Consider the following 24,282-nt stretch of genomic DNA (forward strand, 5'->3'; position numbering starts at 1 on the left):
CTGTTACTCAACTGCCACCATCGCTTTGATCACACCATTCGCAGGATCAAGCCAGCTTTCGAACTGTTCTTTAACCTGAGGGAATGTGACGCGGTGGGTAATGTAGGTTTTAGGGTCTACCAAACCATTTTTCATACTTTGAATGACATGCTCAAAGTCAGCCCGCGTCGCGTTTCTGCTGCTCATCAGCGTAGCCTCGCGCTTGTGAAATTCGGGATGGCTGAAACTGATTTCTCCCTTTTGCAGCCCCACAAGTACATATCGTCCGCCATGTGCCAGGTAGCTGAATGCTGTATTGATGGCCCGAAGATTGCCCGTGGCATCCACAATAACCGTCGGCATATCCCCATTGGTGATCTCGGCCAGCTTTTCGGCGACATTGTCTGTTAATGCATTGACAGTGAATTCGACGCCGATCTTTTCCCGGGCGAAATCCAGTCTTGAATCATTGATATCGAGTGCAATGACGCGGCCTCCGGCAATTCGGGCAAATTCCATCGCGCCCAGGCCAATGGGCCCTGCGCCAACCACCAGCACCATTTCATTTTTACGTACGTCCGCGCGGCGGATCCCATGTGCACCGATTGCGAGCGGCTCCACGAGTGCTAGCTCATCGTAAGTAAGCCCGTCACCATGTACGAGCGAGTAGGAGGGCACCGACAGGTATTCAGACATACCTCCGTCAATGTGTACACCGGAAACTTTGAGGGTCGTACAGCAATTTGGCCTTTCATTACGGCAGGCAACACAGGTACCGCAGTTGAAATAAGGAATAAATGTGACAGCTTCGCCGACTGAAAAACCCGGTGCGCCATCCATTTCCACGATCTCTCCTGAAAGTTCGTGGCCCAAAATCCTTGGATAATTGAAAAATGGCTGGGTACCTTCAAATGCATGAAGGTCGGTGCCGCAAATACCAATACGCTTTATTTTAATGATCGTATGATCTTTTTCCAAAACAGGCTTCTCTGCTTCCTGATAGGAAAGCGTGCCTGGTGTGTTGCAAACAAGGATTTTCATTTCAAAAATTAAGAGTTAGCAAGCGCCCGGTCCAGATGGACGTATCCGCCGTCAACATAAATCAGCTGGCCAGTGGTGTGACTTGAACGTTGAGATAATAGAAAAACAGTCATATTAGCAATTTCTTCCGCGGTAGTCATTCGGTTTTCCAACGGAATATGAGCGGTAATGGAAGCCAGCTTTTCCTGCGGGTTAGGCAAAGTTTCGATCCAGCGCTCGTAAAGCGGCGTCCAGCACTCGGCTACGATCACGGAATTCACACGGATACCATATTTTAACAGTTCAACAGCCCATTCACGGGTCAATGCATTGCGTCCTCCATTGGCAGCAGCATAAGCAGAAGTGCCTCCCTGACCTGTATCGGCAGTTTTGGAACTGATATTGACAATAGCTCCTTTCGAAGCCTTCAATGCTGGCAAAGCATAATGTACCATGAGATAATAATGCACCACATTCTTGTGAAGAGAAGCTATAAAGCGCTCATAATCTCCACTTTCCAATCCTACACCATCATTCACACCCGCATTGTTGACCAAGCCGTCAATACGTCCATATTTTTTAAGAACCGCAGCTACTGCTTTTTCAGACTCCTCCGGTTGGGTTAATTCGGCGGCCACCTGAAAAGATTCGAAGCCTTTTCCAGCCAGTTCGTCCACTACTTTTTGATTATCTGCTGCATTTCGTCCAACGATCACAGGTATTGCACCTTCGGAGGCCAGTACCTGCACAATACCTTCTCCAATGCCTTTCGCACCGCCGGTTACGATAATTATTTTATTCTGAAGTTGTAAATCCATGTTATTTGAAAATTGAAAAGCGTCTTGATATGATTAATGCCGGTTTAATGGGCAGTACCCAGCGTAACCGTTTTGATTGAATTGTTTTTCACCGCGAAATACAAAACCACCAGGAAGCATACGGCTGGAACAATGTAAGCTGTTTGTATGGACGAAACGTCTGAAACCTGCCCCATGATTACTGGAAAAATCGCTCCACCGACTATCGCCATAATGACCATTGAAGAGCCAATCTTAGTTTTTTCGCCCAATCCTCTGATGCTCAGAGCGAAAATTGTAGGGAACATAATGGACATGAAAAACTGCACGCTAACCAAACAATATACCGACACCATACCTTTGGTAAGCACTGCAATGATGAGCAAACTAACACAAACAACACTATAAATAGCAAGTAAACGGGGTGGGGCGACAAAGCGCATGAGATAGGTGCCGATAAAGCGGCCTATCATAAAGCTCAGAAATGCTCCGGACAACAAGTATGCTGCCGTTTTTTCATCAATGCCTGCGACTTTATCGGAGAATCGAATGAAAAAACTGCTGATACAAACCTGCGCACCGACGTAGAAAAACTGCGCTGCGATACCGAGGATCAGGTTTTTTTCTTCCCAAATGGAGCCGCTCACTTTGTTTCCGGTTTCTTTTTCTTCCTTAATTTCCGGAAGTGCTGTACGCCAGATCATAATCGCCACAAAAAGTACAACCAGCCCGATCACGATGAAAGGCATTTGTACCGAGGCAGCTTCTGCATTGAGGTAGCTGTCAAGCTGTTCGCCGGACATTGCATGCTGCTCCTGTTCCGAAAGTGTTTTCCCGGAAAGAATAAAGGTCCCGCCCATTAATGGGGCCAGAAATGCTGCTAAGCCATTGAAAGACTGTGCAAAATTGAGTCGCTGGGTTGCTGAATCGGCGTCTCCGAGAACGGTAATGTACGGATTGGCGGCGGTTTCCAGCATGGTCAGTCCGCTGGCGATAATGAACAATGCAATTAGGAAAAAGCCAAAATGCCGCATTTCCGCTGCGGGGTAAAATAGAAATGTACCGGATGCAAAAAGGATCAGTCCAAGTGTGATACCGGCCTTGTATCCATACTTTTTCATAAAAAGCCCCGCCGGGAGTGCTACCAGAAAATACGCAATGTAAGAGGCAGAATCGATTAGGGCCGATTGAAAGTCACTGAGCTGACAGGCTTTTTTAAGGTGTGGAATTAGGATCGGGTTAAGATTGAGGGCAAAACCCCAGAGAAAAAATAGAGAAGTGATCAGAATAATTGCCAGCCGCGTTTTACGATCGGTCATAGAGGTTCAGGAATTAAGAGTTTTTCGGAATAAACACATTACGAATGTTACAATGCAAAGGAATTATATTTTTTTATGAAGATAGTCTAAGTATTTATCCAAGTAATAAGATATATTAACATGTTTTTCCTCAGTAAGTAATTTTTACGGTATAAATCTCTGCATGAAGCCACAATTGTTAAAGGTTCCGACTGCTCCGGCTTACTCTTTCAGCGTACGTCAGGATAAGATTCCAAACCTCAACAACCGCTGGCATTACCACCCTGAAATTGAACTGATCCATTTTCACCGGGGCTCGGGAACGCAGTTTGTCGGAGACAGTATCAAGCGTTTTGGGAAAGGAGACATTGTTTTGGTGGGTAGTAACCTGCCGCATTACTGGCGCGACGATGAGCAGGATCTCAACAAGTCGCCATATTCCACAGTTATCCATTTTTCCCCTGATTTTTGGGGCGATCGCTTCCTGGAACTGGCTGAGAATAAGCCTATCAGGCAAATTCTGGAAAAAGCGCAGAGAGGCTTGCTGCTATCGGGCGGGTTGCATCAAAAAGTTGCTTTGCTAATGGACAAAATCCTCCGTGCGGAGGGGACGGACCGGATTATAGTTCTCCTTGAAATGTTGTTGTGTGTTTCCCGTTCAGATGATTACTCGGAGTTATCGTCAATGGGGTATCAGAGTGATCTTTCGGAGTCGGACAGCGACCGTATCAATGCGATTTACAATTATACATTGAGCCGTTTTAATCAAAAGATCACATTGAGTGAAATAGCCGGGGTGGCGGGAATGGTGCCCAATGCATTTTGTCGCTATTTTAAGTCGCGAACGGGCAAAACATATTCACAATTTCTGACAGAGATCAGGGTAGGGCACTCATGCAGGCTGCTGATGGAAAGTGATATCAGCATTAAGCAACTTTGTTTTGAAAGCGGTTTTATGAATTTCAGCTGCTTTCATAAACGGTTCAAATCCGTAACAGGGCAGAGTCCGCAAGGCTACCGGCATGCCTTTATTCACGCCGGCAAGCAATGAGCGTCATCGTATGTTGAGGTTCTGCTGGACCTCATCTTTTTTTCGGCGTGAAACTTCCACTCTCGAACCGTCGGTAAGGATAAGGTACTCATTGTTATTACTGATCCGCACGATATGGGCGGCGTTAACGAGGTGAGACTTATGTGTGCGGATAAATTTGAACTGATCCAGCATTTCTTCAAAATGTTTCAAGGTCTTGCTGGCGACAAATGGCCTCTTACCTTCCAGGTGAATGACGGTATAGTTCCTGTCCGCTTCCAGCCTGAGAATTTCGTAAATTGAGAAAAAATAGACGCCCTCGCTGGAAGGTACGGCCAGTTTGAAATCCTTGATTTCCTTCTTCTCGATGTTATTGACGAGGTTATTGTAAAGTTGTTTTTTATGTTTTGCGAATTCCTGCCTGTTCATGTGCCTGTGTACAGCGGCGCGCAAATCGTCGGGATCAACGGGTTTTAGCAAGTAATCTAATGCAGAAAAGCGAATGGCCTGAATGGCATATTGGTTATACGCCGTGGTAAAAATGATGTCATAAGGAGGGTTTTCATTGCTCGACAACAGCTCAAATCCGCTCTGGTGGGGCATTTCTACATCCAGAAAAATAATTCCCGGCCGGTAATATTTGAGCATATTCTCTGCTTCCCTGACGGACCCGACCTGCCTGACCTCTGTGATCTCAGGTACAAAGTCGCGGATGAAATGGTGCAGGACAGTCCTCGCTTTTGGCTCATCATCAATGATCAATACTTTTACCATAATGTGTTACAATTAGATTTTTAGGAGGATATGCTGAATGAATATCTGGCAGAGGAACAATCTAAAAGTAAATGAATGCGGTAGGAAATTTGTTTTGAATGAACAACTGGCGACATTTAATTATCTAACGGTGCAACATAGTGGATGATGAAAATGAAGGGAGTTTTGGCGCTGATCAAAGGGGTTTTTTCTATCTGTTAGTAATTGGTAAATGCCTAATAATAAATTATTTAACTCCTTCGTCTGACAGTTGTTAATTTTACAACCTCGTTAATTTTTACGAGTTGTCTCAACCTTAAAATTTGCCGCTATGTTTTGGTTTTCTGCCGCGCTTTATATTGACGTAGCCGCCGTATTATTTGTGATCGGCAATTTTTTTTACCAATCCTTTATTGCCAAGTATCCGACGGGATATAATCTCTGGCTGAATATCGCGGGGGTATTAGTGCTGATCATCATTTTTGTAGCACGCAGCCTGAGGGACTCGGGCGATATCAATTTAGCAACCAGGCTCTTATGGATTCCGGCAGCCCCGATCTGTCTTGGAGTCGTATTTTTTGTGCTGGCAATGATTATTATCCGGACAAATTAGTGACTTGAAGGTGCTTTTCGTTTTTCAGCTATTTTAACTTAAATCTCTATACTATGTTCTGGTTTATTGCTGGTGTTTGTATCAATGGAATCGCCATTCTGGGCGTAATAGGCAATGCACTTTACGATGCTTTTACCCTGAAATATGCTACGGGGCACAATACTTTCGTCAACCTCATCGGCCTGGTGCTGGGCGTTATTGTACTGATCGCGTTCAGCTTAAAAAGCAGCGGCAAATTATCCACCGCCAATGTATTGCTTTGGATACCTGCCGCCCCGTTATTTCTGATGTTTGTCTTTTTCGCGATTTATATGATCGTCATTGTCGTGACCAAGCCCAATTGGAGATAGCCAGGATGCCTAGTGATCGGCAGAACCGGCTTCCAGCGGTTTTTTTTGGAAACTGTAAATGAGATAAAACAAGGCAGGAAGTATAAAAACACTGCCCAGCAACAATGCAAGCCCCAATGCCTGCATTGTTTTTTCTTGCCCACTGTGTTCCAGAAGCGAGAGATAACCCCCGCCTTTGAACAAAACAATATTGGGGAAATGGCGATAAGTGGTCGTGAGCAGGATCATCGTTACCTGAAAACCTGCAAGGGGGCGTAGCAGCCCTATTTTGCCCTGATATAGCAGGTACCACATCCATATCAACGATAATGTTGCCGAAACAATGGCGATCCGTCCGACCCAGTTTCCGAATACCCACTCGATCAGCGGGATTTGTTCAACATACGCTGCTGTAAATACCAGAATTCCGCAAATCACCGCTCCGATGTTAAAAAACTGTGCTTTGTGCGCAAAACGCAGCCGATCATGCTCATTTTGGGTTTCACCGATGAGATAGACGGACGCCAGAAAGCCACAAATGGCAACCGTGAACAAACCTACACTCACCGAAAACCAATGCAGCCAGCTAAAAATATAGGCAGAAAGGAATGTATCGGCCTGAGGATCAATGTGGCCGGATACAGCACTTCCTGCAATAATTCCCAAAAACAATGGCGTAATAAAGCTTGAAATGGCAAAAATAGAATTGTAAACGTGCTGCATATCGTCTACCACGGCGTCATAGTGCCGGAATGTGAAGGCAGTACCTCTCGCAATAATCCCCAACAGCATGATGGTGAGCGGGATATGAAGATTGACAGACATTGTGGAGTAAATAACGGGAAAGCCCACAAATAGAATTACGATCGCAATGATCAGCCACATATGGTTGGCCTCCCAAATGGGCCCAATGGCGGAATAGAGGGTTTTGCGGGTGACTGCTTTATTCCCTTTGGAGGTAAAAAGCTCGATAATCCCCGCACCGAAGTCGGCGCCACCCAGCAGCAGGTATAGCAAAATAGAGGTCCAGAGAAATGTTATGACTACGTATAGCATAATGAGTGAAGGTAAATATTTCAAAAATGCGGCTAGGCTTTGTCGTAAAGCGTTCCCACCATTTTGATCTGACGATAAAGCATAAAAATCACAATAACAGCCAGTGACGCATACACAGCCGTAAAAAGGTAGAATGAGTAAGCAATGCCGGGCATGGGAGTAACGGCATCGGCTGTACGCATGATCCCGTAAATGATCCACGGCTGCCTGCCAACTTCTGTGACCGTCCAGCCAGCCTCTACCGCAATGAAACCTAGCGGAGTGGCGGCTACAAACAATTTCAAGAGCCAGGGACTGTTGAGCCAGTGCTTTTGCTTCCACAAAGCCAGGAAGTACAAAACAGAAACCAGCATCATCGCCATGCCCATTCCCACCATGATCTGGAAGGCATAATGTGTGATAGCGACAGGTGGATGGTTTTCGGGCGCTATTTTGTCAAGGCCGGTAACTTCGGACTGGAAGTCGCCGTGTGCCAGAAAACTCAAAAATCCGGGCAATTTGACGGCGTAATTCACTTCTTTTTTCTCTTCGTCGGGAATGCCGCCTACCAGCAGGGAAGCCGATTTTTCGGTATGAAAATGCGCTTCCATTGCGGCCAGTTTCGCGGGCTGGCGTATCGCAACATCTTTGGCCGAAATATCGCCACTCAATGGTTGAAGAATGGCCGCGACACATCCGAATGCTGCGGCAATGGTAAATGATTTGGTATGAAAAAGCACATTTTTGCCTTTCAGGATCATCAGTGCGTGCACACCGGCTACCGCGAAACCGGTTGCCACGAATGCCGCAATGGTCATGTGCAATGCCTGTGAAAACCAGGCATCGTTGAACATCGCCTTGATCGGGTCAATGTTCAGATACTGGCCATTGATATGATCAAATCCGGCCGGACTATTCATCCAGGCATTGGCGGCTACCACCAATATACCGGAGGCGAGGCCGCTTACTCCTACAATTACACCCGTAAACCAGTGAAACCATTTATTGAACCTGTCCCAGCCATAGAGGAAAAATCCCAGCGCGATGGCTTCGATAAAAAAGGCGGTCCCTTCGAGTGAAAAAGGCATCCCGAAAATCGGTCCTGCATGTTTCATGAATCCGGGCCAGAGCAGGCCTAGTTCAAATGATAGTACGGTTCCCGAAACGGCACCGGTTGCAAAGAAAATGGCGACACCTTTACTCCAAGCTTTGGTCACATTTTTGTAAACAATCTCATCGGTTTTGAGCCAATAATAGTGCGCTACGGCCATAAAAAAAGGCATAACCATGCCTATACAAGAAAATACAATATGGAATCCCAGCGAAAGGGCCATCTGCGATCTGGCGGCTATGAAGTCATTCATTTGGAATTATTTTACTGAAAAATAGGACGCTTCCCAAGGCATTCAGCCACCGAAAAGCGGGTAGTTCAAAGCTAATCAAGTCTTATCATAAGAACCATTTTTCAGGGATATTTATGAAAAAACTGACGATCATATTGCTGCTGTTTGTTTCATTTTCATATGGACAAAATTCCAAAACCAGGTTCATCAAAACTGAGAAAATAACAGGCGACAGTCTGCTTTGGGACCTCAAAGCGCTTAGCGTTGCCCCCGAGGTAAAATGGTTGACTGAAACAGGTCCGGTGCGTTCATTACTCTACAAAAGTGTTGATTATGAAGGCAAGAAGACCGAGGTTTTTGCATACTATTCCAACCCGGATATAATTGCAGGAAAACCTGCCGGTACCCAAAAGTTTCCGGGCGTAGTGTTGATCCACGGTGGCGGCGGGAAAGCTTTTAAAGAATGGGTTGAGAAATGGGCTTCGGAAGGCTACGCGGCGATTGCGATGGATCTTTCAGGAAATGGCGCAGACGGCCAGAAAATTGCTAATCCGGGCCCTGATCAATCTAATGAAAACAAATTTGAAAAAATAGAAAAGGGCAGCCTCAAAGATGTATGGACCTACCACGCCGTCGCCAGCTCCATCCTTGCGCATTCTTTGTTGCTTAGCATGCCGGAAGTCGACACTTCCAAAACTTCCGTGACCGGCATTAGCTGGGGCGGATACCTGACTTGCATTGTTGCGAGCCTTGACGATCGATTTTTAGGAGCAGTACCAGTTTATGGGTGTGCATACTATGACGAATCTGATGTTTTCAAAGTACCGCTCAACCAACTTTCCGCTGACAACAAAAAGCGCTGGATGCAGTATTTTGATCCGTCGGTTTACTTACGGTATGCAAAACCAAGTTTCTTTTTTATCAATGGAAACAAAGACAAGCATTACAATGTGGAGCCTTACATTAAAACCTATTCCCTGGTCAAATCCAGCAAAATAGTCTGCGTGATACCCGATATGAAGCATAGTCACCAATGGGGCTGGCAACCTCCTGAGATCAGGTACTTCTTTGAAACCCTCATCAATCCGGGCAAATCGTTCCCAAATATTACATATGTTTCCGTGGAGAAAGACGAATTCTCTCTGGTCTACAAAATGCCTTACACCGCATCACTGACTACTGCAGCTTTTTATTACACCAATGACGTCGAGTCCACCAACGAGCAGCGGGTCTGGACCATGCAAGAGGGGAAATCGGATCCCGATAATAATAAGGTAACCTTCCCCATACCTAAAAGCGGCTTTAAATATGGGTTCTTTTATATCAAAGACAGTAATAATATCTCAGCCTCAACCACCTACATGGTTGATTTTAAGCCAACTAATTGACCCTAACTAATCAGTATTTTTATTCTTTTCGGCTAACCTTTTTTTGACGATATCGGCGGGGTACTTCAATGCCAGTTCCCTTATTTCATAGGTGAATTCTTTGAAAGTCTCCTCCCAGACCGCGGCCTCTCCTGGTTCGTATGCGTAAAATCCGTGTGAATTGAGTACTCCTTTGCCTCCTTCACGGACCACTTTGTCTATCAGCTCCGGTACTTCGGTGCTGTTGTTTAATGTCGGCAGCAAATTCTTCATCACCATGTGATAGGCGGGGACGCCAGTCAGATCCATCCAGCGAAATACACCGACCAATGTCATGAAGTATCCCGCATTGTTACGGCACGAGCGATCCACGTCTTCAATAGTCGCATAACCATTTTCGACCAGGCTGATCGCCTCCCGGTACATGGCATACATCAGCCTGTTGGTGATGAATCCGGCAATGTCTTTCCGCACCAAAATAGGCTCCTTGCCCCATTTGTGAGAAAGTTCATAGAGATATTCGCCGTTTTTGATATCGGTATCATCGCCACAAATGACTTCCAAGAACCGGGTCGTATGGGCAGGCTCGGTCCAATGCAACCCTAAAAACCGTTCGGGGTGCTGCGTCAGCTTTTGCAATGTGCTGATCGGTATGGCGGAGGTGTTACTGGACAACAGCGCATCCGCATCGATCACCGCTTCGACTTTTTTGTAAACGGATTCCTTGATTTCAATATTTTCAATGGTACACTCATTCACCAGTCTGCATGGTTTCAGCTGGCTATAATCTTCGGTAATGATCAGATGTTTTAAATAGAATTCAGGTTGATGAACAATGAGCCCTTTTTCAAATGAATTTTCAAGATGTTCCCGGATACGCTTTTCAGCATGCAGCATATCGACGCTGATCGGTGCGACGGCTACCACCGGGTGGCCCGCGATGAGAAGGCAAGTTACAATGCTGCAGCCCATCAGCCCGAGGCCAACGATTCCGACCGGTATTTCATTTGGATTCATATTCAAAAAGGATTTAGATTAAAGGAATATCACTTTTAAAAGGACACTGACAGGTTTTCTTACTACAAAAAAAGCCCTGAAATCAATTGATTTCAGGGCTCATATTGCCTGCTAGTTAAGAAACTACCTCGACCAGCTATCTACTTCACTCTCCACTTCTTCACGGGTCTTGCCTAGTTTTTTCTGAATTTTTCCAAGAAGCTCGTCTTCTTTTCCATCTTCATATAACAGGTCATCGTCAGTCAAATCTGCATATTGTTGCTTAAATTTTCCCTTCAATTCGTTCCAATTTCCTTTTACTTGTTGTGTGAAAGCACTCATGATATTTGCTATTTAATTTGTAAAAAAGACGCTTTCAAAAGCATCCGATAAAATAACAATGATCAACAATCATACCATCTGCCTCACAAAGCCTGGTGTGCTGATAAACGAAATCTTTGAGTAATATTTTTCCCGGACCTGTCCCATTCTATCCTCCCTGAAATCAAGCAAGCGCAATCAGCTTGTCCAGCCGCACTATTCCCTGCACCATGGAGCGCACCGAGTGATAATTGACCTTCCAGGAATGGCTCATATGTTTCCATATCGGCTCTCCCTGACGTGTCAGCAGCGGCAACCATTCCCCAACTTTTGAATGGATCATGTGATCAAAGACAAAACGGTGGGTAGCGTCGTATGCTTTCAGGTATTTTTCATCACCATAAACACGGTACGCATCCAGCATCCCGATAATCACTTCGGCCTGCTGCCAGAATTCCTTTTCACGGTCGTACACCTCACCTGCGTGTGAACCTTCTACATAAACGCCGCCATACTCCCAGTCGATACCATACTCGACGGCGTGGTCGTAAGAAGCGAGCAGCTGACCCTGATAGTCGTCGTAGGGTATGCCAGCAATGTCGAGCGCATGCATCAGCAGCCAGGCAAACTCTACATTGTGTCCGTAACTGGTGTTATCCTCGGCAGAACTTTTCATTCCGTCTTCCGAAAAACGGTCCCAACCCCAGATTATGTCGAACTTGATCTGCGGAGCCACCGTCCAGTCAGCCCAGAATTGCGGAATACCGGTTTTGTACACCGGGTGCATGATTTTGTTGATCAACAATTGAATGATCTCTAACAGCTTCCGCTTGTGAACCTGCTTCTGGCTTGCTTCATATAACGTAGTAAAAGCCTCCATCAAATGCATATGAGCATCCAATGTTTTGCGGTCGCCACCAGCTGATCCCGGCCCTTTCAGTTCCCAATTTTTGTGGAACATTTCGAAGTAACCTCCGTAGTAAGTATCCGCACCGTGTTTTTGAAGCAGGTCAAAAACTTTTTCAGCATATTCAAGCCCGATCGGATCACCGGTAGCCAATGTGTACTCAGCCAAACTATAAATGGCGAAACTATGCCCGTAGACTATCTTTTCATCGATCGTTACATTGCCTTTGCGATCCATGAGCCAGTAAAAACCACCGTTTTCGTTGTCCCACATTTTATTGATCAGGAAATCGACGCCGTGTTTGGCAACATCGGCATAACGTCCGTCTCCGTAACCTGCACGATGCGCGGATGAAAACGTGTAAACCGTCCGGGTTTGGGCTATTAATGACTTTTCATCTTCGCCGGAATCATTTCCAGCATTATCCCAATGGGTGATAAAACCGCCGTTTTCTTTATCAACACAACGGGTTTCCCAAAATGGTAAAAGTTCTGTTGTTAAGTGATTGTGTATTTCGTTTCGGTAACTTTTTAATTGTTCAATATTCATGGTTGGTATTAAAATGGATTTAGGTTGAAATCAATATCTACTCCTTATGCTATACTACGGCGATATTGGAATTATTGGCTATTTGATGGAAGTTTTTATAGTTAAAATCTGAATGTCCACATATTATTTTTTAGGTAAGTCAATCAAATATCATAACTACTTAGCGTCTGAGGGCAGATCAGCCGTTGAACATTTGCAAATGCTGAGACATACTTCGTAATTCGCAGATATCTTTTAACACGAGTCAACATGAGCAATCCTGAAATTGTCGAGATCCTTGAATTAACCGCCAAATTGTTGGAACTACATAACGCTGATCCTTTCAAAATCAAAGGTTATTCCATAGCGGCGTTCTATCTGGACAAGTACAAGGATGGTGAGCTTCAAAATATGACCGAGCAGGAACTGACCAAGCTGCAAGGCATTGGCAAAAGTACTGCCGGCAAAATTGTTCAGATTGCCCAGACAGGAACATTCCCGGAATTGGAAGAATTGCTCCACAACACGCCACTAGGGGTAATGGAAATGTTCAATATCAAAGGCATTGGCCCCAAAAAGATAGCCGTATTGTGGAAGGAACTGGGGATTGATAACCTACACGAGCTTGAACTCGCCTGTTTGAACGGAGCAGTGGCCAAGCTGAAAGGTTTTGGAGGAAGTATCCAGCAAAAGATCATTGATTCGCTTGCGTTTTTGAAAGATCAGGCAGGCAAATTGAGAATGGATAAAGCCGAAGCAGTAGCAGACCTGATCATTAATGAACTGAAAAAGAGCTTTGAACAAGTGGAAGCGGCGGGAGGTATCAGAAGGAAGTCAGAGACGATAGATACGATCAGGATCGTGGTGGCTACCGATTCCCCTGCGCTTTTGCAGAATAGTATTGGTGAAATAGAATTTTTGGTACAGGACGAAAAGCAGTCATCACCATTTATCTGGCGGGGAAATGTGCAGGAGGTAGCTGTAGCCATCGAAATTGTGGCTGTGAAACCGGAAAGGCTGGTCAACGAGCTGTTTTTGGAAACAGCAGACGTCGAGCATCTCGGATATTCAACGGCTTCCGGTGCTACGATCTGGCGTCAGGCATACTACGAAGAGGCCGAAAATGAAGAAGCTATTTATCAAAAAGCCGGGTTACCCTACATTGTTCCCGAAATGCGGGAAGGAGCGGGGGAATTTGCCTGGGCCGAAACCCACACAGCTGACCAGCTTGTTACCTGGGACGATTTGAAGGGTATTTTGCATAATCACAGCACCTACTCCGACGGACAGCATACATTGGAACAAATGGCGGTGTACTGCCGTGATCTGGGTTTTGAGTATTTGGGAATTGCAGATCACTCACAAACAGCTGTTTATGCACAAGGATTGACGATAGAAGAAGTAGGTCGCCAGCACGAAGAAATCGCGAAATTGAATGCAAGATTTGCCTCTGAGAATCCGCAGAAACCATTCAAAATCCTCAAAGGCATCGAGTCCGACATTCTCGGCGACGGCTCACTCGACTACCCGACAGAAGTTCTGGCATCGTTCGATTACATTGTCGCGTCGGTTCACAGTAACCTGACCATGACGCAGGAAAAAGCGACTGCGCGGCTTCTAAAAGCCATTGAAAATCCATACACAACCATTCTCGGTCACCCAACAGGACGTTTGCTACTTTCCAGAGAAGGCTACCCGATTGACCACAAAGTGATCATCGACGCCTGCGCCGAGCATAAGGTAGTCGTGGAAATCAATGCTTCCCCCTGGCGCCTTGACTTAGACTGGCGCTGGATTTCCTACTGTATGGAAAAGGGCGTGCTACTCAGCATCAACCCCGACGCCCACGCCATGGAGGGCTATCTCGACATGCATTACGGAGTTGCCAATGCCAGAAAGGGCGGTTTGACGAAGGATATGACATTCAATGCGTTTTCGCTGGAAAGGATGGAGGAGTATTTGAAGGCGAGGCTTGGTAGGTAAAACAAGCCTCTGCCTACATCAATATTTCACCAGCGTCAGCGCCAGTATCCTGGGAATACCCGCCCTGTCATTGTCATCAAAAAATTCGAAAATGTCTTCGATTTTGAAGCCGTGTCTTCTGGCGGCTTCTACAAAGTCTGAAACGTTGTGGGTGAAGCATGGGACGATGGTTTGACCTTCTTCTGTGTCAAATCGTGCTTTGGAGCCCGAGTATTGCTTGAATGGGTGCAATTCTCCCAGATATACCATGCCGCCCGGTAGCAATTTCCTGCTTGCTTCACCGAAAATAAAATCGAGATTTTCGATATGTTCCAGTACCAGACTGAATGTAACGAGGTCGAATGTTCTGTTGACGAAATCCCACTCCTGATTAATGTCTGCCTGGTGAAATTCGGCATTCCAGCCTTCCAGCTTCTCTTTGGCCTTCGCCAGCATTTCTTCCGATAAGTCTGCGGCGACCAGACTTTGGGCTTTTGTGACCAGATACAACGAGTTTTTCCCAGTACCGCAGCCGATTTCAAGGATATTATCAAAATTTTTATCTGCTAAAATCTGGCGCAATGCCAGCGCTTCCAAATCCCTCGTTTTATTCTGGTTGGTGTCATATTGTTCCGACCACCTGTTGTAGGCTTGTCTGGTATTTAATGTGCTCATACTATAAAAGGCGTAATTCTGTATTTTTTTCAAAAATTTCGGACGGCAAATATGCCATAATTCCTGTTTTTAATGCCTCAATTAAACGGGTTTTCATTTGTTCCCTGTTTACAACCAGGCAAACCTCACGCGCAGGCTCTGGATATTGGAAATGCCGAATGTGTTTTTTTCGTTCCTCTGACAACTCCATTACCGCCATTTCCGGTAAAATCGTGATCCCGCCATTTCGCTCCACCATCCTGATCAGCGTCTCAATGCTGCCCGACCGGTAACTAAAACTGCTTCCAAACTGACTATTTCTGCTCAGCTCACAGAGCCGCTGAATTTGTGTGCGGAAACAATGTCCTTCTTCCAAAAGCCACAATTCATTTGGTTCGATATCGGTGGGTAAAATGTATTGCTTGGCATACAGATCGGTATTTTCGGAAACGTACGCATAAAAACGCTCTTTGTACATCGGTATTTCCTGCAAACTGCTTTCCTCCGACAGCGAAGCAATGATCCCAACGTCCAGGTTTCCGAGTTTCAACTCACTGATAATGCGTTCCGTGATCATTTCAGAAACGTGCAGTTTGATATCAGGATAATTGGCGATGAATGGATTGACAAAATGCGGCAGTAAATAAGGTGCGATCGTCGGAATGATCCCGATCCTTAGCTCACCGGAAAGGTCACCGTTAAAATGTTTTGCGATCTCGTTCATCCGCGAAGCTTCGCGCAAAATGGTCTTGGCCTGATCTATAATTTCCCTGCCGATACTAGTCGGTACAATGGGCTGTTTGGTCCTGTCAAAAATTTTGATCGATAATTCCTCTTCCAGCTTCCTGATCATCATCGAAAGCGTAGGTTGTGTAACATTACAATGTTCCGCCGCCTGAACGAAATGGCGGTGATTGTCAACGGCAACAATGTATTCCAACTGCTGAATATTCATATTTGAGTAGTATAATTGTTTGATGCAGCCCCCATCTTGCCGAGCCTGGATTTAGAAAATCGTCGGACCGAATAGATTTTATTTATGCAAATATAATAACTATAAGTTTGATTGATCGACCTTGCAAAGCTGTCATTTTAATGTTACCGAATTCAGTAACATTAAAAAGTTACTGTACCTGCCACACTGAATCTTGTATTAAATCTTTATTAAATTTTGTTATTTGATGATTTGACGCCTGGTTTTTTATAGGTTAATTGTACATTAGCCTGCAAATTGCAGCTATCGCTCACATTAATCTGAAAACAATGAAAAATCTGAAAGCACTTATTGCCCTGGCGTTTTTGACGTTGACGGCTCCTGTTTTTTCGCAAACCGCTACTCCCGCAAAACCGACCACTAAAACCACAGTTGCTACCAAGCAGACCGGAAAGGATAAAACCTCCATTACCGTCAAAACCAAGAAAGACGGCACGCCGGATAAACGTTACAGTGAAAACCAAAAGCTTAAAAAAGACGGTACACCTGATAAACGTTACAGCGAAAATAAAAACCTGAAAAAAGACGGTACACCGGATAAGCGATATAAAACTGCTAAAAAGGAGGAATCGCCGAAACCCGCCAAAAAGCAGTAACACGGGCGGAAGTAGACTGCAAAAATATTTTACTGAAAAATTAGGGTAAGCGCCTGACTGGTTGTCATTCCAATGTACAACCCAAGTCGGGCGCTTATTTTTTATCAGTAACCATAGCATGCAATGAACGTAGCCATAGCGGATCACGTCACATTTTTGAGCAGGGACAGAGAGTCGGAATTTGAGATTGTTTTTAAAAAACACTTCAAAGGGCTGCATTCCTATGCCTGCACGATATTAAGAGATGATATCATGGCAGAGGAAATGGTACAGAATGTCTTTTGCCGGTTGTGGGAAAAAACAGACCATATAGAAATACGGGAGTCGGTGAGCGGCTATTTGTACCGCTCCGTTTACCACGAAAGCCTTAATTACCTCAAACATCTAAAAGTCAGGGACGCCTATCAAACGTACGCAGCCAACCAAATGGAACACAGTAACAACACTTCCTACAATCTGGAACTTTCGGAGCTGGAAGACCGCCTTGAACTTGCGCTCAAAGAACTTCCGGAGAAATGCCGCACGATATTTCAGATGAGCCGTTTTGAAGAATTGAAATATCAGGAAATTGCCGACCGGCTTCAACTACCGGTTAAAACGATCGAAAACCAAATGGGTAAGGCCCTGCGGCTGCTTCGGCTCAAACTGGCTGATTTCTTACCGGCTTCCTTCCTTTTATTTTTCCTCAGCTAATCAGTGGCAGTCATGAAAAAAGAACTGAATTATAATATCGACGACCTCCTGGTGAAGTCATTACTGGACGAGGCAACTGTGGCCGAGCAAATGGAGATCAACCAATGGCTGTCCGACAGCGATGATAACCAGCGGTATTTTGAACATTTTGAACTGATATGGATACAGAGCAAACGCCTCGCCGCGCATAGTAATGTGGATGAGGAAGCGGCCTGGAAGCGGTTCAAAAAGCGTACGCAAACCCTCAGAGAAGAAACGCCGGTGATACCGTTGTATCCCAAACCAGCATTCAATTTTCTGAAAGTAGCGGCCATGTTGTTTGTTACAGCCTGCGTGGGATGGATCGCATACGTGCTTTTGAATCCCGGAAACAGTCAGCAGCTGGTAACTAGCTCAGGTACCCGGACACTCGTTGATACCTTGCCGGACGGCTCCATTGTTACATTGAATAAGAGGTCGACGATCTCGTATCCAGCGCATTTTACAGGCAGTACCAGGCAGGTAACACTGACGGGCGAGGCATTTTTTGATGTAACTCCTGATAAAAGCAAACCATTCATTATTTCGGTCAATGATGTTACTGTGAGGGTAGTAGGTACATCATTCAATGTGAAGGATAATGCGGAAAAGACGGAGGTTATCGTTGAAACAGGATTGGTGGAGGTAGCAAAAAAAGATCAATCCGTGAAAGTCAGCCCGCGGGAAAAGGCTACTGTTTTGAAATCAAAACCGGAACTGGTGAGGCAAAACGTGGAAGATCACTTCTACAATTATTACCGTACCGGGAAGCTGGTCTGCGAAGGTACTCCGCTCTGGAAGCTGGTCGAGATCCTGAATGAAACGTATGACGCGAATATTGTGATTGAAAATGATCAGATCAAAAATCTCACCATCAATACGACATTCGATCAGAAATCGCTGGACAGCACTTTGAACATTGTCGGTGAAACATTAACAATTAAAGTAGAACATCGCGGAGAGCTGATCATTTTGAAATAGCACTTATCTTTCGGAATGAATCAGATTTTTATCTTGTCCAAAACCTTAAAACTGGCTGCTGTATTTGTCCTGATCGCTTTTTACGGCTATTCGCAGCAGCTTCTTGAAAAACCGGTTACCGTTTCTGTGAAAGGGCAACCGGTTTCAGGCGTTTTGAAACTGATCAGCGAGCAGGGGAAGTTTTACTTTTCATACAATAGCGACCTGATCCCCGGCGACAGTCTGGTGACGATTAATGTATCTCAAAAAAGTGTGAGGGAAGTACTGGAACTTTTGTTCAGGACCAGTTACCAATACAAGGAAAAAGGCGATTACGTCATTATTCTCCCGGCTGCCAAGGAGAAGGTTTTTTATGTCAATGGGCATATTTTTGATCAGGAAACCAATGCCCCGGTAGACTATGCCAGCGTCTATTCCAGGCAAATGCTAATCTCCACACTTTCAGGAGATGATGGTCATTTTCGGCTTAGGATCAAGGATAAGTCCTCCGTCAGCCTGACGATCAGCAAGGTAGGTTATGGCGATACTACGGTGGTTGTAAACTATGGGGATGCAGATCTGCGGCTGTTCATCCATCCACGAGCCATTGACCTGGACCCTCTCATTGTCCGATATTCCGAAGGTGAAGCGACATGGCTGGGGCGATTGTTTCTTTCCGCCCGACTGCGGGCACAGAGCAGGAACATTGGCAGGTTCTTTGTGGCCTTGCCGTATCAGGCTTCTCTCACACCGGGTCTGGGTACACACGGACGGATGAGCTCGCAGGTAGTCAACAAGTTTTCGCTCAATTTGCTGGGAGGCTACACAGCCGGTGTCAATGGTGTCGAGATTGCCGGTGGTTTTAATATTTCCAAAAAAGACGTTCGGTTCGTTCAGATCGCAGGAGCGTTCAATGTCGTTTCCGGAACCGTCAGAGGTGTTCAGGTAGCCGGTTTTTTGAATCAAATCCTGGATACGCTTGGTGGGGTACAAGTTTCGGGTTTTAGCGGCAACATACAAAAAAACGTGGAAGGTGTGCAGTTGAGTGGTTTTCTAAGCCGGGCGGCAGGGAATATGCACGGTGCACAAATTTCAGGCGCATTGGGCATTGTCCGTGGGACGGGCGATGGGGTACAACTATCCGGCGCATACAATCATATGAAAGGTAACTTTTACGGGGTGCAGATTGCTGGCGCGGCCAATTTTACCAAAAGCAATATGGAAGGCGGGCAAATTAGCGGTGGGGCCAATATCGGTGCTGGTGAGGTACATGGCTTCCAGCTCGCTCCATTAAACTATGCCAAAAAGCTGCACGGTATCCAGATTGGGGTTATTAATATCGCCGATAGTTCCGCAGGGTTGAGCCTCGGTCTTTTTAATTTTATCCGAAAAAGTACTTCCAATATTTCTGTTTTTGCCAGCGAAGTAGTGCCCTGGAACGTCGCATTGAAAATGGGAACGCATAAATTTTACAGCGTTCTGTCGGCAGGGAGTACGACGGGAGCTAATAATAAAGTTTTTGTGATCGGGGCGGGGTTTGGACGTGAGTTTTTCCCGTTCAAAAAAGTAGGTTTCTTCACCGAGATCACCAGCCAGAACCTCTATCTGGGAAGTTGGGAGAATACCCCTTTCATGTACCGTTTTCAAGCAGCTGCAACCTGGAAGCTCAACAAGCGTTTTCTATTGTTTGCCGGACCTTCTTTCTCCGTTTACCATCCCGACGTTTTTGAGGCGCGTCAAGGTTATAAGACCTTTCCCGTCAAAGGCTATCCCGGATTTGATTTAAGCGATAAACTCACTTCCTGGTTTGGCTGGCAGGGCGGCATTAGTTGGCGGTATGGACGACTTTAAACCAAAGCAAAAGGCCAGGAACTGAGCGGCTTCTGGCCTTTTGGACGAATATTAACCTGTTATTTAATTTCGACGCCAGCGCTGGCATGACCTACAAAATTGGAAGGAATTAGACCACCGGCTTCCGAGCAGGAGAATACCAGCAGTAAGCGATCGCCCGCGACTACAGGAATGGCTAACCCGGAAAGCGTGGCTTGTCCTATCGACCCGATTGCGATAGCCGCAAATGGAGGCAGGGAAACCTCCACGCCCGGAAGCGGAAGGAACATGTCGGTTCCCGCCAGTGCTGAATATAGTTGTGCCTTAACCGTAGCAGTGCCAAAAAGGGCCACAGCTACTGTACTAACAAAGGTTGCAGAGATACTGGATACCACGCCCGCTCGCGGCACTGAGAATGCCATATTGCCGGGAAGGAGTGCGCCATCTAAAAAGGGTATTGCCGTTGACAAGCCCGCAAGATTATCTCCGAATCCGATTGCGGCTCCTGTGCCGGCAAATCCTCCCAGGAGAGTTGTCATAACGATAGGAGCATTACCAGATGCATACGGGATAATTGCACCGCCACCAGACGATGCTGGGGCTTTCAAAGGCTGCCAGGCAAGCCCGTCAAAATAGTAGAAGCCGGGCGCTACTCCGTCGGTTTGGTACACCAACAGACCCGTGGCTGGGCTAGGGATAAGCAAAGTCCTTGCTGCTTCTGTCATTCTAGGTATAAGTAAACCCTTGTTAACTGCCTGGATTTCGAGTTGTGCGCTGGCATGGGGCGTAATGGTTCCGATACCTACTTGTGCGTGGACAGTGAGAGCGAACAGGGCAAAAAAGATAATCAAAATAGCTCTTTTCACTTTTTGAAAAGGACCGCGCACGTTGGATAAGTATATGTTTTTCATGTGAGTACGGATTTTATTGTTTAACGATTTTTACAATCTGGCTTTTACCATCTGCCGTTTTGATCTGAACCAGATAGGTGCCTGCGGCGTAGTTTTTTAGACTAAATTCCTGACCGGGCTTAGGCCTGGACAGTTCGAGTAATGATCTTCCGGACAGGTCGGTCACTTTCAGGCTGACCAGTTCCACATTGGCACCGATACGGAGTTTGTCCACTACCGGATTGGGATATGCGCTGATCAGTTCCGCTGAGCCCAGGTCAATGTTTCGGATGGCGCTATATGCAAAGCTGCCATCGACGTCCACCATTTTGAGCCGGTAATACTGGATACCCTTCCTCAGAGCAGCATCCTGGAAGGAATAATCTTCTTGCGCCCTACTTTCGGTTGCGGCTTTCACGGTTCCCAATGAATTCCATTTTCGGGTATCTGCACTCTGCTGGATCTCAAAGAAATCACTGTTTCTTTCCTCGGAAGTTTGCCAGTAAAGCATTGTGGTGTTTTCAACACGGTTAACGCGAAACCCGATCAAAGTAACCGGCAGCGCGCCTGGCTGAGCCGCAGTCACGGATGTGAGGCTGGTGAGGGCGGCCAGGTTGTTGGACACATAATGTGTAATCGTGTTCACGGTGCTGCCCGTGGTAGTTACAAAAGGACTGCCATACGCTACTTGCAATGTTGATTCGGTATTGCCATTCAATTCGGGTGTCTGAAAAAACAAACCCACATTCCCTACGAAATCGACGGGTGTGCTGAAATTGTAAACACGGGTGATGCTGGGAGGGGTGCCTGGAATTGCCGTCGGCGAAATCACCAACGTTCGCGAATCAATGAAAAAATCAGCAGTTGGGTTCAGGGTCAGGCCATCAATGGCGACCGGCGTATTTGCGGCGACAAAAAAGCCGTCGGTTCCGGCGGACATTTGCCCGAAGGCACAGAAGGTAGGAAGCAGTGCCAATTGGCAGAAAAGTAAATAACGTTTCATAAGACAGAGCAGTTATAGTTAAAAACAACTAAATGTATGTAAATAGTTGGATTAAAATACTATAAAATAGGAGTAATTGTAGTGTAGAATTTTCGCTACTTTTAGTTTATTTTAGAATTGCAACTACATAAAAGGTAGTTTGCCAGATTTTACAGATCTTTTTTGAATAAAATTTAGGGTAAGGCCAGGTCACGTTGTCGACTAATCACATACGGCAGACGGACCCGGCTTGTAGGCCTGCAAACTTGGTTTTTGGTGCCTGTATGTATTTAAACTTGTTTATTTTAAATACAATACCCATGAAAAATTACGCTTTTTGCAATGCTAAGTCAATCTTCATCAGCTTGTTTCTGCTAGGTTCTTCTTTCGTTTCGTTCGGCCAGAGAGATAGCACGACAGTTGCTCATGTTGGATTTATTTTCCCACTGAGCACTAACGGGCGACACGCTGTACAATATACGAACCACTTTTCACTGCATGCTATTGCCGGATTATCCAAAGGCGAAACCGGCCTGGCCATTGCTGGCGCCGCCAATGTTGTCCGCCAAAATGTATCGGGGATCCAGATTGCCGGTGCGGCCAATGTCATTGGAAGTTCGGCAACCGGCGTACAGATAGCGGGCGCTGCCAATGTGATTGGTAACAACGCCAGCGGCGGACAAATTGCTGGATTTGCAAATGTTATCAAAAACCAGGCAAATGGTGCACAGATTGCCGGATTCATGAACCTGACGGGTAGTGCCGGTTCCGCGCAAGTGGCGGGATTTACTAACATCACCAAAGGCAATGCAAAAGGGCTCCAAATTGCAGGGTTCCTGAACAAAGCACAGAATGTCAATGCCCAGGTTTCGGGTTTTGCCAATGTCGCGGGGAATGTAAAAGGCATCCAGCTGGCTGGTATGATCAACATTGCCGATAGCAGTGACTACCCCATTGCAATTTTTAACTTCATTAAAAGCGGAGAGAAATCCGTTGCCGTTACGCTTGACGAAACGATGACAACCATTGCTTCATTCCGTTCAGGTGGTCGCGTGCTGTATGGTATTGCGGGTGTGGGTTATAATTTCAAGGACGACCGTAAAGATCTTTACGCAGTGGAAGCGGGATTGGGCGGACACATTGCATTGGTTAAAAATTTAAGATTGAATGTGGAAGCAGTAAGTCACTCGCTGACAGATTTTAAAGGGAGTCATTATTTCAAAAATTCATTGCGCGTGTTACCAGCATTAAAGATTGGACAGCGGCTCGAAATTTTTGCAGGGCCCACAATCAATCACGTCAGCTACGGGCGCGACGATGACTTTGATTTTATCAAAAAACATATCTGGAAAAACAATAAATCGAAAGACTTCCAGGGTGCGTATTTCGGGTTCAATACCGGTATTCAAATCATTTTATAGTGGAAATGACCAGATTCAGCGACCACCGGAATCGGGTAAATATTATCTGGACTTTACGAACAGGAAAACATTTATCCAATCCGGCGCAGTGCGTATAGCCATGAACCGGAATGCGTACCGGTTCCGGTTCAGCCTGATCGCGTCCGAGGCACGGCAAAGGGGAGGCTGGTATCATGGAACAGTACTATAAAGCACTGGAAACCACCATTAAAAGGCGTCCGGAGTTATGCTTTTGGTCCCATAACCCGCGGAAGGGTAGCTCACGGCATGGGCAGAAACCGGTAAATGAGAGGAATTTGTTGTAAAATTCAGCAAAGGGTAGGACATTCTCCACAGTTTGAAAAAACTTATACGTTTTTGTAATTGTTTAATAATGAATTGTTTATGTAAAAATTGAATTTGCGGAACCATAATTTTACGGCGTGGCGGTCAAACCAATTATTTACTAAAACAAAGCACTATGAGAAAATTAGCATTTGTGGGTGTGTTCTTAGTCGCCGGGATGGTAGCAGCATGTAATGATGACGATGACCCAACAGATCCAACTCCCGTATTGCCTGAGTTGAAAGTAACTACTACGCTTTCCGGGGCAAACGAAGTACCAGCTAATCCATCAACAGCAACCGGTTCGGTAGATGGGACGTTAGACCAGGAAAGCAGAATCCTGAGTCTTAACATTATGTACAGCGATTCCGCTTCTGCGGATTCATCGTCTACCGATTCCACTTTCACCCCCACAGCATGGCATATACACAAAGCGCCAGCTGATTCGACAGGATCGGTAGTAATTGATTTCGGTACCACATTCAGTTCTCCTTTTGCTTTCAAAGACACTTTGACGGAAGCACAAGTAGCGGATCTGAAAGCAGGTTTGTATTATGTTAACATCCACTCGGCGAAATATCCGAACGGAGAGATCAGAGGCCAATTGAAAGCTGAGGAGTAACAGCAATCATTCAATAGCAA

The 24,282-nt window shown here is 45.8% G+C and carries 24 protein-coding genes; 11 read left to right on the forward strand and 13 right to left on the reverse strand.

From position 1 onward, the window contains the following. Window positions 1–3 precede the first annotated feature (3 nt). The 3 genes from ON006_RS01995 to fucP are packed head-to-tail and all read right to left on the reverse strand — an operon-like array spanning window position 4 to window position 3,115. The gene (locus ON006_RS01995) at window positions 4–1,020 is read right to left on the reverse strand and encodes a zinc-binding alcohol dehydrogenase family protein (RefSeq protein ID WP_244823440.1); all 1,017 of its coding nucleotides are present in this window, start codon (window positions 1,018–1,020) and stop codon (window positions 4–6) included. An 8-nt stretch (window positions 1,021–1,028) separates the two neighbouring features. Then, complete coding sequence (locus ON006_RS02000) at window positions 1,029–1,817, reverse strand: L-fucose dehydrogenase (protein ID WP_244823441.1); 789 nt, start codon at window positions 1,815–1,817, stop codon at window positions 1,029–1,031. A 44-nt stretch (window positions 1,818–1,861) separates the two neighbouring features. Then, the gene (gene fucP / locus ON006_RS02005; protein WP_244823442.1) at window positions 1,862–3,115 is read right to left on the reverse strand and encodes an L-fucose:H+ symporter permease; all 1,254 of its coding nucleotides are present in this window, start codon (window positions 3,113–3,115) and stop codon (window positions 1,862–1,864) included. Window positions 3,116–3,278: 163 nt separating this feature from the next. On the opposite strand from fucP, the gene ON006_RS02010 reads away from it, so the two are divergent. After that, complete coding sequence (locus ON006_RS02010; protein WP_244823443.1) at window positions 3,279–4,145, forward strand: AraC family transcriptional regulator; 867 nt, start codon at window positions 3,279–3,281, stop codon at window positions 4,143–4,145. A 3-nt stretch (window positions 4,146–4,148) separates the two neighbouring features. Here ON006_RS02010 and ON006_RS02015 read toward each other — a convergent pair whose 3' ends face one another. Further along, on the reverse strand, window positions 4,149–4,898 hold the full coding sequence (locus ON006_RS02015; RefSeq protein ID WP_244823444.1) for a LytR/AlgR family response regulator transcription factor: 750 nt from the start codon (window positions 4,896–4,898) through the stop codon (window positions 4,149–4,151). 310 nt (window positions 4,899–5,208) lie between these two features. Here ON006_RS02015 and ON006_RS02020 point away from each other — a divergent pair, with 310 nt between their 5' ends. Both ON006_RS02020 and ON006_RS02025 read left to right on the forward strand, forming a co-directional pair. Further along, the gene (locus ON006_RS02020; protein WP_244823445.1) at window positions 5,209–5,490 is read left to right on the forward strand and encodes a hypothetical protein; all 282 of its coding nucleotides are present in this window, start codon (window positions 5,209–5,211) and stop codon (window positions 5,488–5,490) included. Between the two features lie 53 nt (window positions 5,491–5,543). Continuing rightward, complete coding sequence (locus ON006_RS02025) at window positions 5,544–5,840, forward strand: hypothetical protein (RefSeq protein ID WP_244823446.1); 297 nt, start codon at window positions 5,544–5,546, stop codon at window positions 5,838–5,840. A gap of 9 nt (window positions 5,841–5,849) precedes the next feature. Here the strand turns inward: ON006_RS02025 and ON006_RS02030 are convergent, their stop codons facing one another. Continuing rightward, window positions 5,850–6,875: a cytochrome d ubiquinol oxidase subunit II gene (locus ON006_RS02030; protein ID WP_244823447.1), complete on the reverse strand. Its 1,026-nt coding sequence runs from the start codon at window positions 6,873–6,875 to the stop codon at window positions 5,850–5,852. Between the two features lie 32 nt (window positions 6,876–6,907). After that, window positions 6,908–8,218 (reverse strand): cytochrome ubiquinol oxidase subunit I, encoded by a 1,311-nt coding sequence (locus tag ON006_RS02035; RefSeq protein ID WP_244823448.1) that lies wholly within the window; start codon window positions 8,216–8,218, stop codon window positions 6,908–6,910. Between the two features lie 113 nt (window positions 8,219–8,331). Between ON006_RS02035 and ON006_RS02040 the strand changes: the two genes are divergently transcribed. Then, window positions 8,332–9,585 carry an alpha/beta hydrolase family protein gene (locus tag ON006_RS02040; protein ID WP_244823449.1) on the forward strand — a complete coding sequence of 418 codons (1,254 nt, stop codon included), beginning with the start codon at window positions 8,332–8,334 and terminating at the stop codon, window positions 9,583–9,585. Between the two features lie 6 nt (window positions 9,586–9,591). Here the strand turns inward: ON006_RS02040 and ON006_RS02045 are convergent, their stop codons facing one another. The 3 genes from ON006_RS02045 to ON006_RS02055 form a co-directional block, all read right to left on the reverse strand. Next, complete coding sequence (locus ON006_RS02045; RefSeq protein ID WP_244823450.1) at window positions 9,592–10,581, reverse strand: 3-hydroxyacyl-CoA dehydrogenase family protein; 990 nt, start codon at window positions 10,579–10,581, stop codon at window positions 9,592–9,594. Between the two features lie 123 nt (window positions 10,582–10,704). Then, window positions 10,705–10,902, reverse strand: coding sequence for a CsbD family protein (locus tag ON006_RS02050; protein WP_244823451.1), 198 nt, complete (start codon window positions 10,900–10,902; stop codon window positions 10,705–10,707). 163 nt (window positions 10,903–11,065) lie between these two features. Continuing rightward, entirely contained in the window at window positions 11,066–12,337 is a 1,272-nt protein-coding gene (locus ON006_RS02055) for a beta-1,2-mannosidase (RefSeq protein ID WP_244823452.1), read from the reverse strand. A 249-nt stretch (window positions 12,338–12,586) separates the two neighbouring features. Between ON006_RS02055 and ON006_RS02060 the strand changes: the two genes are divergently transcribed. After that, window positions 12,587–14,299 carry a DNA polymerase/3'-5' exonuclease PolX gene (locus tag ON006_RS02060; RefSeq protein ID WP_244823453.1) on the forward strand — a complete coding sequence of 571 codons (1,713 nt, stop codon included), beginning with the start codon at window positions 12,587–12,589 and terminating at the stop codon, window positions 14,297–14,299. Between the two features lie 18 nt (window positions 14,300–14,317). Here the strand turns inward: ON006_RS02060 and ON006_RS02065 are convergent, their stop codons facing one another. Both ON006_RS02065 and ON006_RS02070 read right to left on the reverse strand, forming a co-directional pair. Further along, a complete protein-coding gene (locus tag ON006_RS02065; protein WP_244823454.1) occupies window positions 14,318–14,953 on the reverse strand; it encodes a class I SAM-dependent methyltransferase in 636 nt (211 codons plus the stop codon). Window position 14,954: 1 nt separating this feature from the next. Then, a complete protein-coding gene (locus ON006_RS02070; RefSeq protein WP_244823455.1) occupies window positions 14,955–15,887 on the reverse strand; it encodes a hydrogen peroxide-inducible genes activator in 933 nt (310 codons plus the stop codon). Window positions 15,888–16,195: 308 nt separating this feature from the next. On the opposite strand from ON006_RS02070, the gene ON006_RS02075 reads away from it, so the two are divergent. From ON006_RS02075 to ON006_RS02090, 4 genes are all read left to right on the forward strand, one after another. Continuing rightward, complete coding sequence (locus ON006_RS02075) at window positions 16,196–16,522, forward strand: hypothetical protein (protein ID WP_244823456.1); 327 nt, start codon at window positions 16,196–16,198, stop codon at window positions 16,520–16,522. A 123-nt stretch (window positions 16,523–16,645) separates the two neighbouring features. Further along, a complete protein-coding gene (locus ON006_RS02080) occupies window positions 16,646–17,215 on the forward strand; it encodes an RNA polymerase sigma-70 factor (protein ID WP_244823457.1) in 570 nt (189 codons plus the stop codon). A gap of 12 nt (window positions 17,216–17,227) precedes the next feature. Further along, window positions 17,228–18,214, forward strand: a complete 987-nt coding sequence (locus tag ON006_RS02085; RefSeq protein WP_244823458.1) for a FecR family protein — start codon at window positions 17,228–17,230, stop codon at window positions 18,212–18,214. Between the two features lie 15 nt (window positions 18,215–18,229). Further along, window positions 18,230–20,044 carry an STN and carboxypeptidase regulatory-like domain-containing protein gene (locus ON006_RS02090; protein WP_244823459.1) on the forward strand — a complete coding sequence of 605 codons (1,815 nt, stop codon included), beginning with the start codon at window positions 18,230–18,232 and terminating at the stop codon, window positions 20,042–20,044. A 59-nt stretch (window positions 20,045–20,103) separates the two neighbouring features. Here the strand turns inward: ON006_RS02090 and ON006_RS02095 are convergent, their stop codons facing one another. Further along, complete coding sequence (locus ON006_RS02095) at window positions 20,104–20,934, reverse strand: exosporium glycoprotein BclB-related protein (RefSeq protein ID WP_244823460.1); 831 nt, start codon at window positions 20,932–20,934, stop codon at window positions 20,104–20,106. A gap of 13 nt (window positions 20,935–20,947) precedes the next feature. Then, window positions 20,948–21,916 carry a T9SS type A sorting domain-containing protein gene (locus ON006_RS02100; RefSeq protein ID WP_244823461.1) on the reverse strand — a complete coding sequence of 323 codons (969 nt, stop codon included), beginning with the start codon at window positions 21,914–21,916 and terminating at the stop codon, window positions 20,948–20,950. Between the two features lie 299 nt (window positions 21,917–22,215). Between ON006_RS02100 and ON006_RS02105 the strand changes: the two genes are divergently transcribed. Together ON006_RS02105 and ON006_RS02110 are read left to right on the forward strand one after the other, a co-directional pair. Next, window positions 22,216–23,316 carry a hypothetical protein gene (locus ON006_RS02105; RefSeq protein ID WP_244823462.1) on the forward strand — a complete coding sequence of 367 codons (1,101 nt, stop codon included), beginning with the start codon at window positions 22,216–22,218 and terminating at the stop codon, window positions 23,314–23,316. A 460-nt stretch (window positions 23,317–23,776) separates the two neighbouring features. Beyond that, entirely contained in the window at window positions 23,777–24,262 is a 486-nt protein-coding gene (locus ON006_RS02110) for a CHRD domain-containing protein (RefSeq protein ID WP_244823463.1), read from the forward strand. Window positions 24,263–24,282 lie beyond the last annotated feature (20 nt).

The organism is Dyadobacter pollutisoli, assembly GCF_026625565.1.
GTDB classification, from domain to species: domain Bacteria; phylum Bacteroidota; class Bacteroidia; order Cytophagales; family Spirosomataceae; genus Dyadobacter; species Dyadobacter pollutisoli.

What these genes read in the sequence shown, in the direction of transcription:
- ON006_RS02010 (WP_244823443.1), top strand. Translation starts at nt 3,279, where the DNA reads ATGAAGCCACAATTGTTAAAGGTTCCGACTGCTCCGGCTTACTCTTTC.
- ON006_RS02085 (WP_244823458.1), top strand. Translation starts at nt 17,228, where the DNA reads ATGAAAAAAGAACTGAATTATAATATCGACGACCTCCTGGTGAAGTCA.
- ON006_RS02100 (WP_244823461.1), bottom strand. Translation starts at nt 21,916, where the DNA reads ATGAAACGTTATTTACTTTTCTGCCAATTGGCACTGCTTCCTACCTTC.
- ON006_RS02075 (WP_244823456.1), top strand. Translation starts at nt 16,196, where the DNA reads ATGAAAAATCTGAAAGCACTTATTGCCCTGGCGTTTTTGACGTTGACG.
- ON006_RS02040 (WP_244823449.1), top strand. Translation starts at nt 8,332, where the DNA reads ATGAAAAAACTGACGATCATATTGCTGCTGTTTGTTTCATTTTCATAT.
- ON006_RS01995 (WP_244823440.1), bottom strand. Translation starts at nt 1,020, where the DNA reads ATGAAAATCCTTGTTTGCAACACACCAGGCACGCTTTCCTATCAGGAA.
- ON006_RS02080 (WP_244823457.1), top strand. Translation starts at nt 16,646, where the DNA reads ATGAACGTAGCCATAGCGGATCACGTCACATTTTTGAGCAGGGACAGA.
- ON006_RS02020 (WP_244823445.1), top strand. Translation starts at nt 5,209, where the DNA reads ATGTTTTGGTTTTCTGCCGCGCTTTATATTGACGTAGCCGCCGTATTA.
- ON006_RS02025 (WP_244823446.1), top strand. Translation starts at nt 5,544, where the DNA reads ATGTTCTGGTTTATTGCTGGTGTTTGTATCAATGGAATCGCCATTCTG.
- ON006_RS02000 (WP_244823441.1), bottom strand. Translation starts at nt 1,817, where the DNA reads ATGGATTTACAACTTCAGAATAAAATAATTATCGTAACCGGCGGTGCG.
- ON006_RS02110 (WP_244823463.1), top strand. Translation starts at nt 23,777, where the DNA reads ATGAGAAAATTAGCATTTGTGGGTGTGTTCTTAGTCGCCGGGATGGTA.
- ON006_RS02035 (WP_244823448.1), bottom strand. Translation starts at nt 8,218, where the DNA reads ATGAATGACTTCATAGCCGCCAGATCGCAGATGGCCCTTTCGCTGGGA.
- ON006_RS02095 (WP_244823460.1), bottom strand. Translation starts at nt 20,934, where the DNA reads ATGAAAAACATATACTTATCCAACGTGCGCGGTCCTTTTCAAAAAGTG.
- ON006_RS02105 (WP_244823462.1), top strand. Translation starts at nt 22,216, where the DNA reads ATGAAAAATTACGCTTTTTGCAATGCTAAGTCAATCTTCATCAGCTTG.
- ON006_RS02070 (WP_244823455.1), bottom strand. Translation starts at nt 15,887, where the DNA reads ATGAATATTCAGCAGTTGGAATACATTGTTGCCGTTGACAATCACCGC.
- ON006_RS02055 (WP_244823452.1), bottom strand. Translation starts at nt 12,337, where the DNA reads ATGAATATTGAACAATTAAAAAGTTACCGAAACGAAATACACAATCAC.
- ON006_RS02090 (WP_244823459.1), top strand. Translation starts at nt 18,230, where the DNA reads ATGAATCAGATTTTTATCTTGTCCAAAACCTTAAAACTGGCTGCTGTA.
- ON006_RS02015 (WP_244823444.1), bottom strand. Translation starts at nt 4,898, where the DNA reads ATGGTAAAAGTATTGATCATTGATGATGAGCCAAAAGCGAGGACTGTC.
- ON006_RS02045 (WP_244823450.1), bottom strand. Translation starts at nt 10,581, where the DNA reads ATGAATCCAAATGAAATACCGGTCGGAATCGTTGGCCTCGGGCTGATG.
- ON006_RS02030 (WP_244823447.1), bottom strand. Translation starts at nt 6,875, where the DNA reads ATGCTATACGTAGTCATAACATTTCTCTGGACCTCTATTTTGCTATAC.
- ON006_RS02050 (WP_244823451.1), bottom strand. Translation starts at nt 10,902, where the DNA reads ATGAGTGCTTTCACACAACAAGTAAAAGGAAATTGGAACGAATTGAAG.
- ON006_RS02065 (WP_244823454.1), bottom strand. Translation starts at nt 14,953, where the DNA reads ATGAGCACATTAAATACCAGACAAGCCTACAACAGGTGGTCGGAACAA.
- ON006_RS02060 (WP_244823453.1), top strand. Translation starts at nt 12,587, where the DNA reads ATGAGCAATCCTGAAATTGTCGAGATCCTTGAATTAACCGCCAAATTG.
- fucP (WP_244823442.1), bottom strand. Translation starts at nt 3,115, where the DNA reads ATGACCGATCGTAAAACGCGGCTGGCAATTATTCTGATCACTTCTCTA.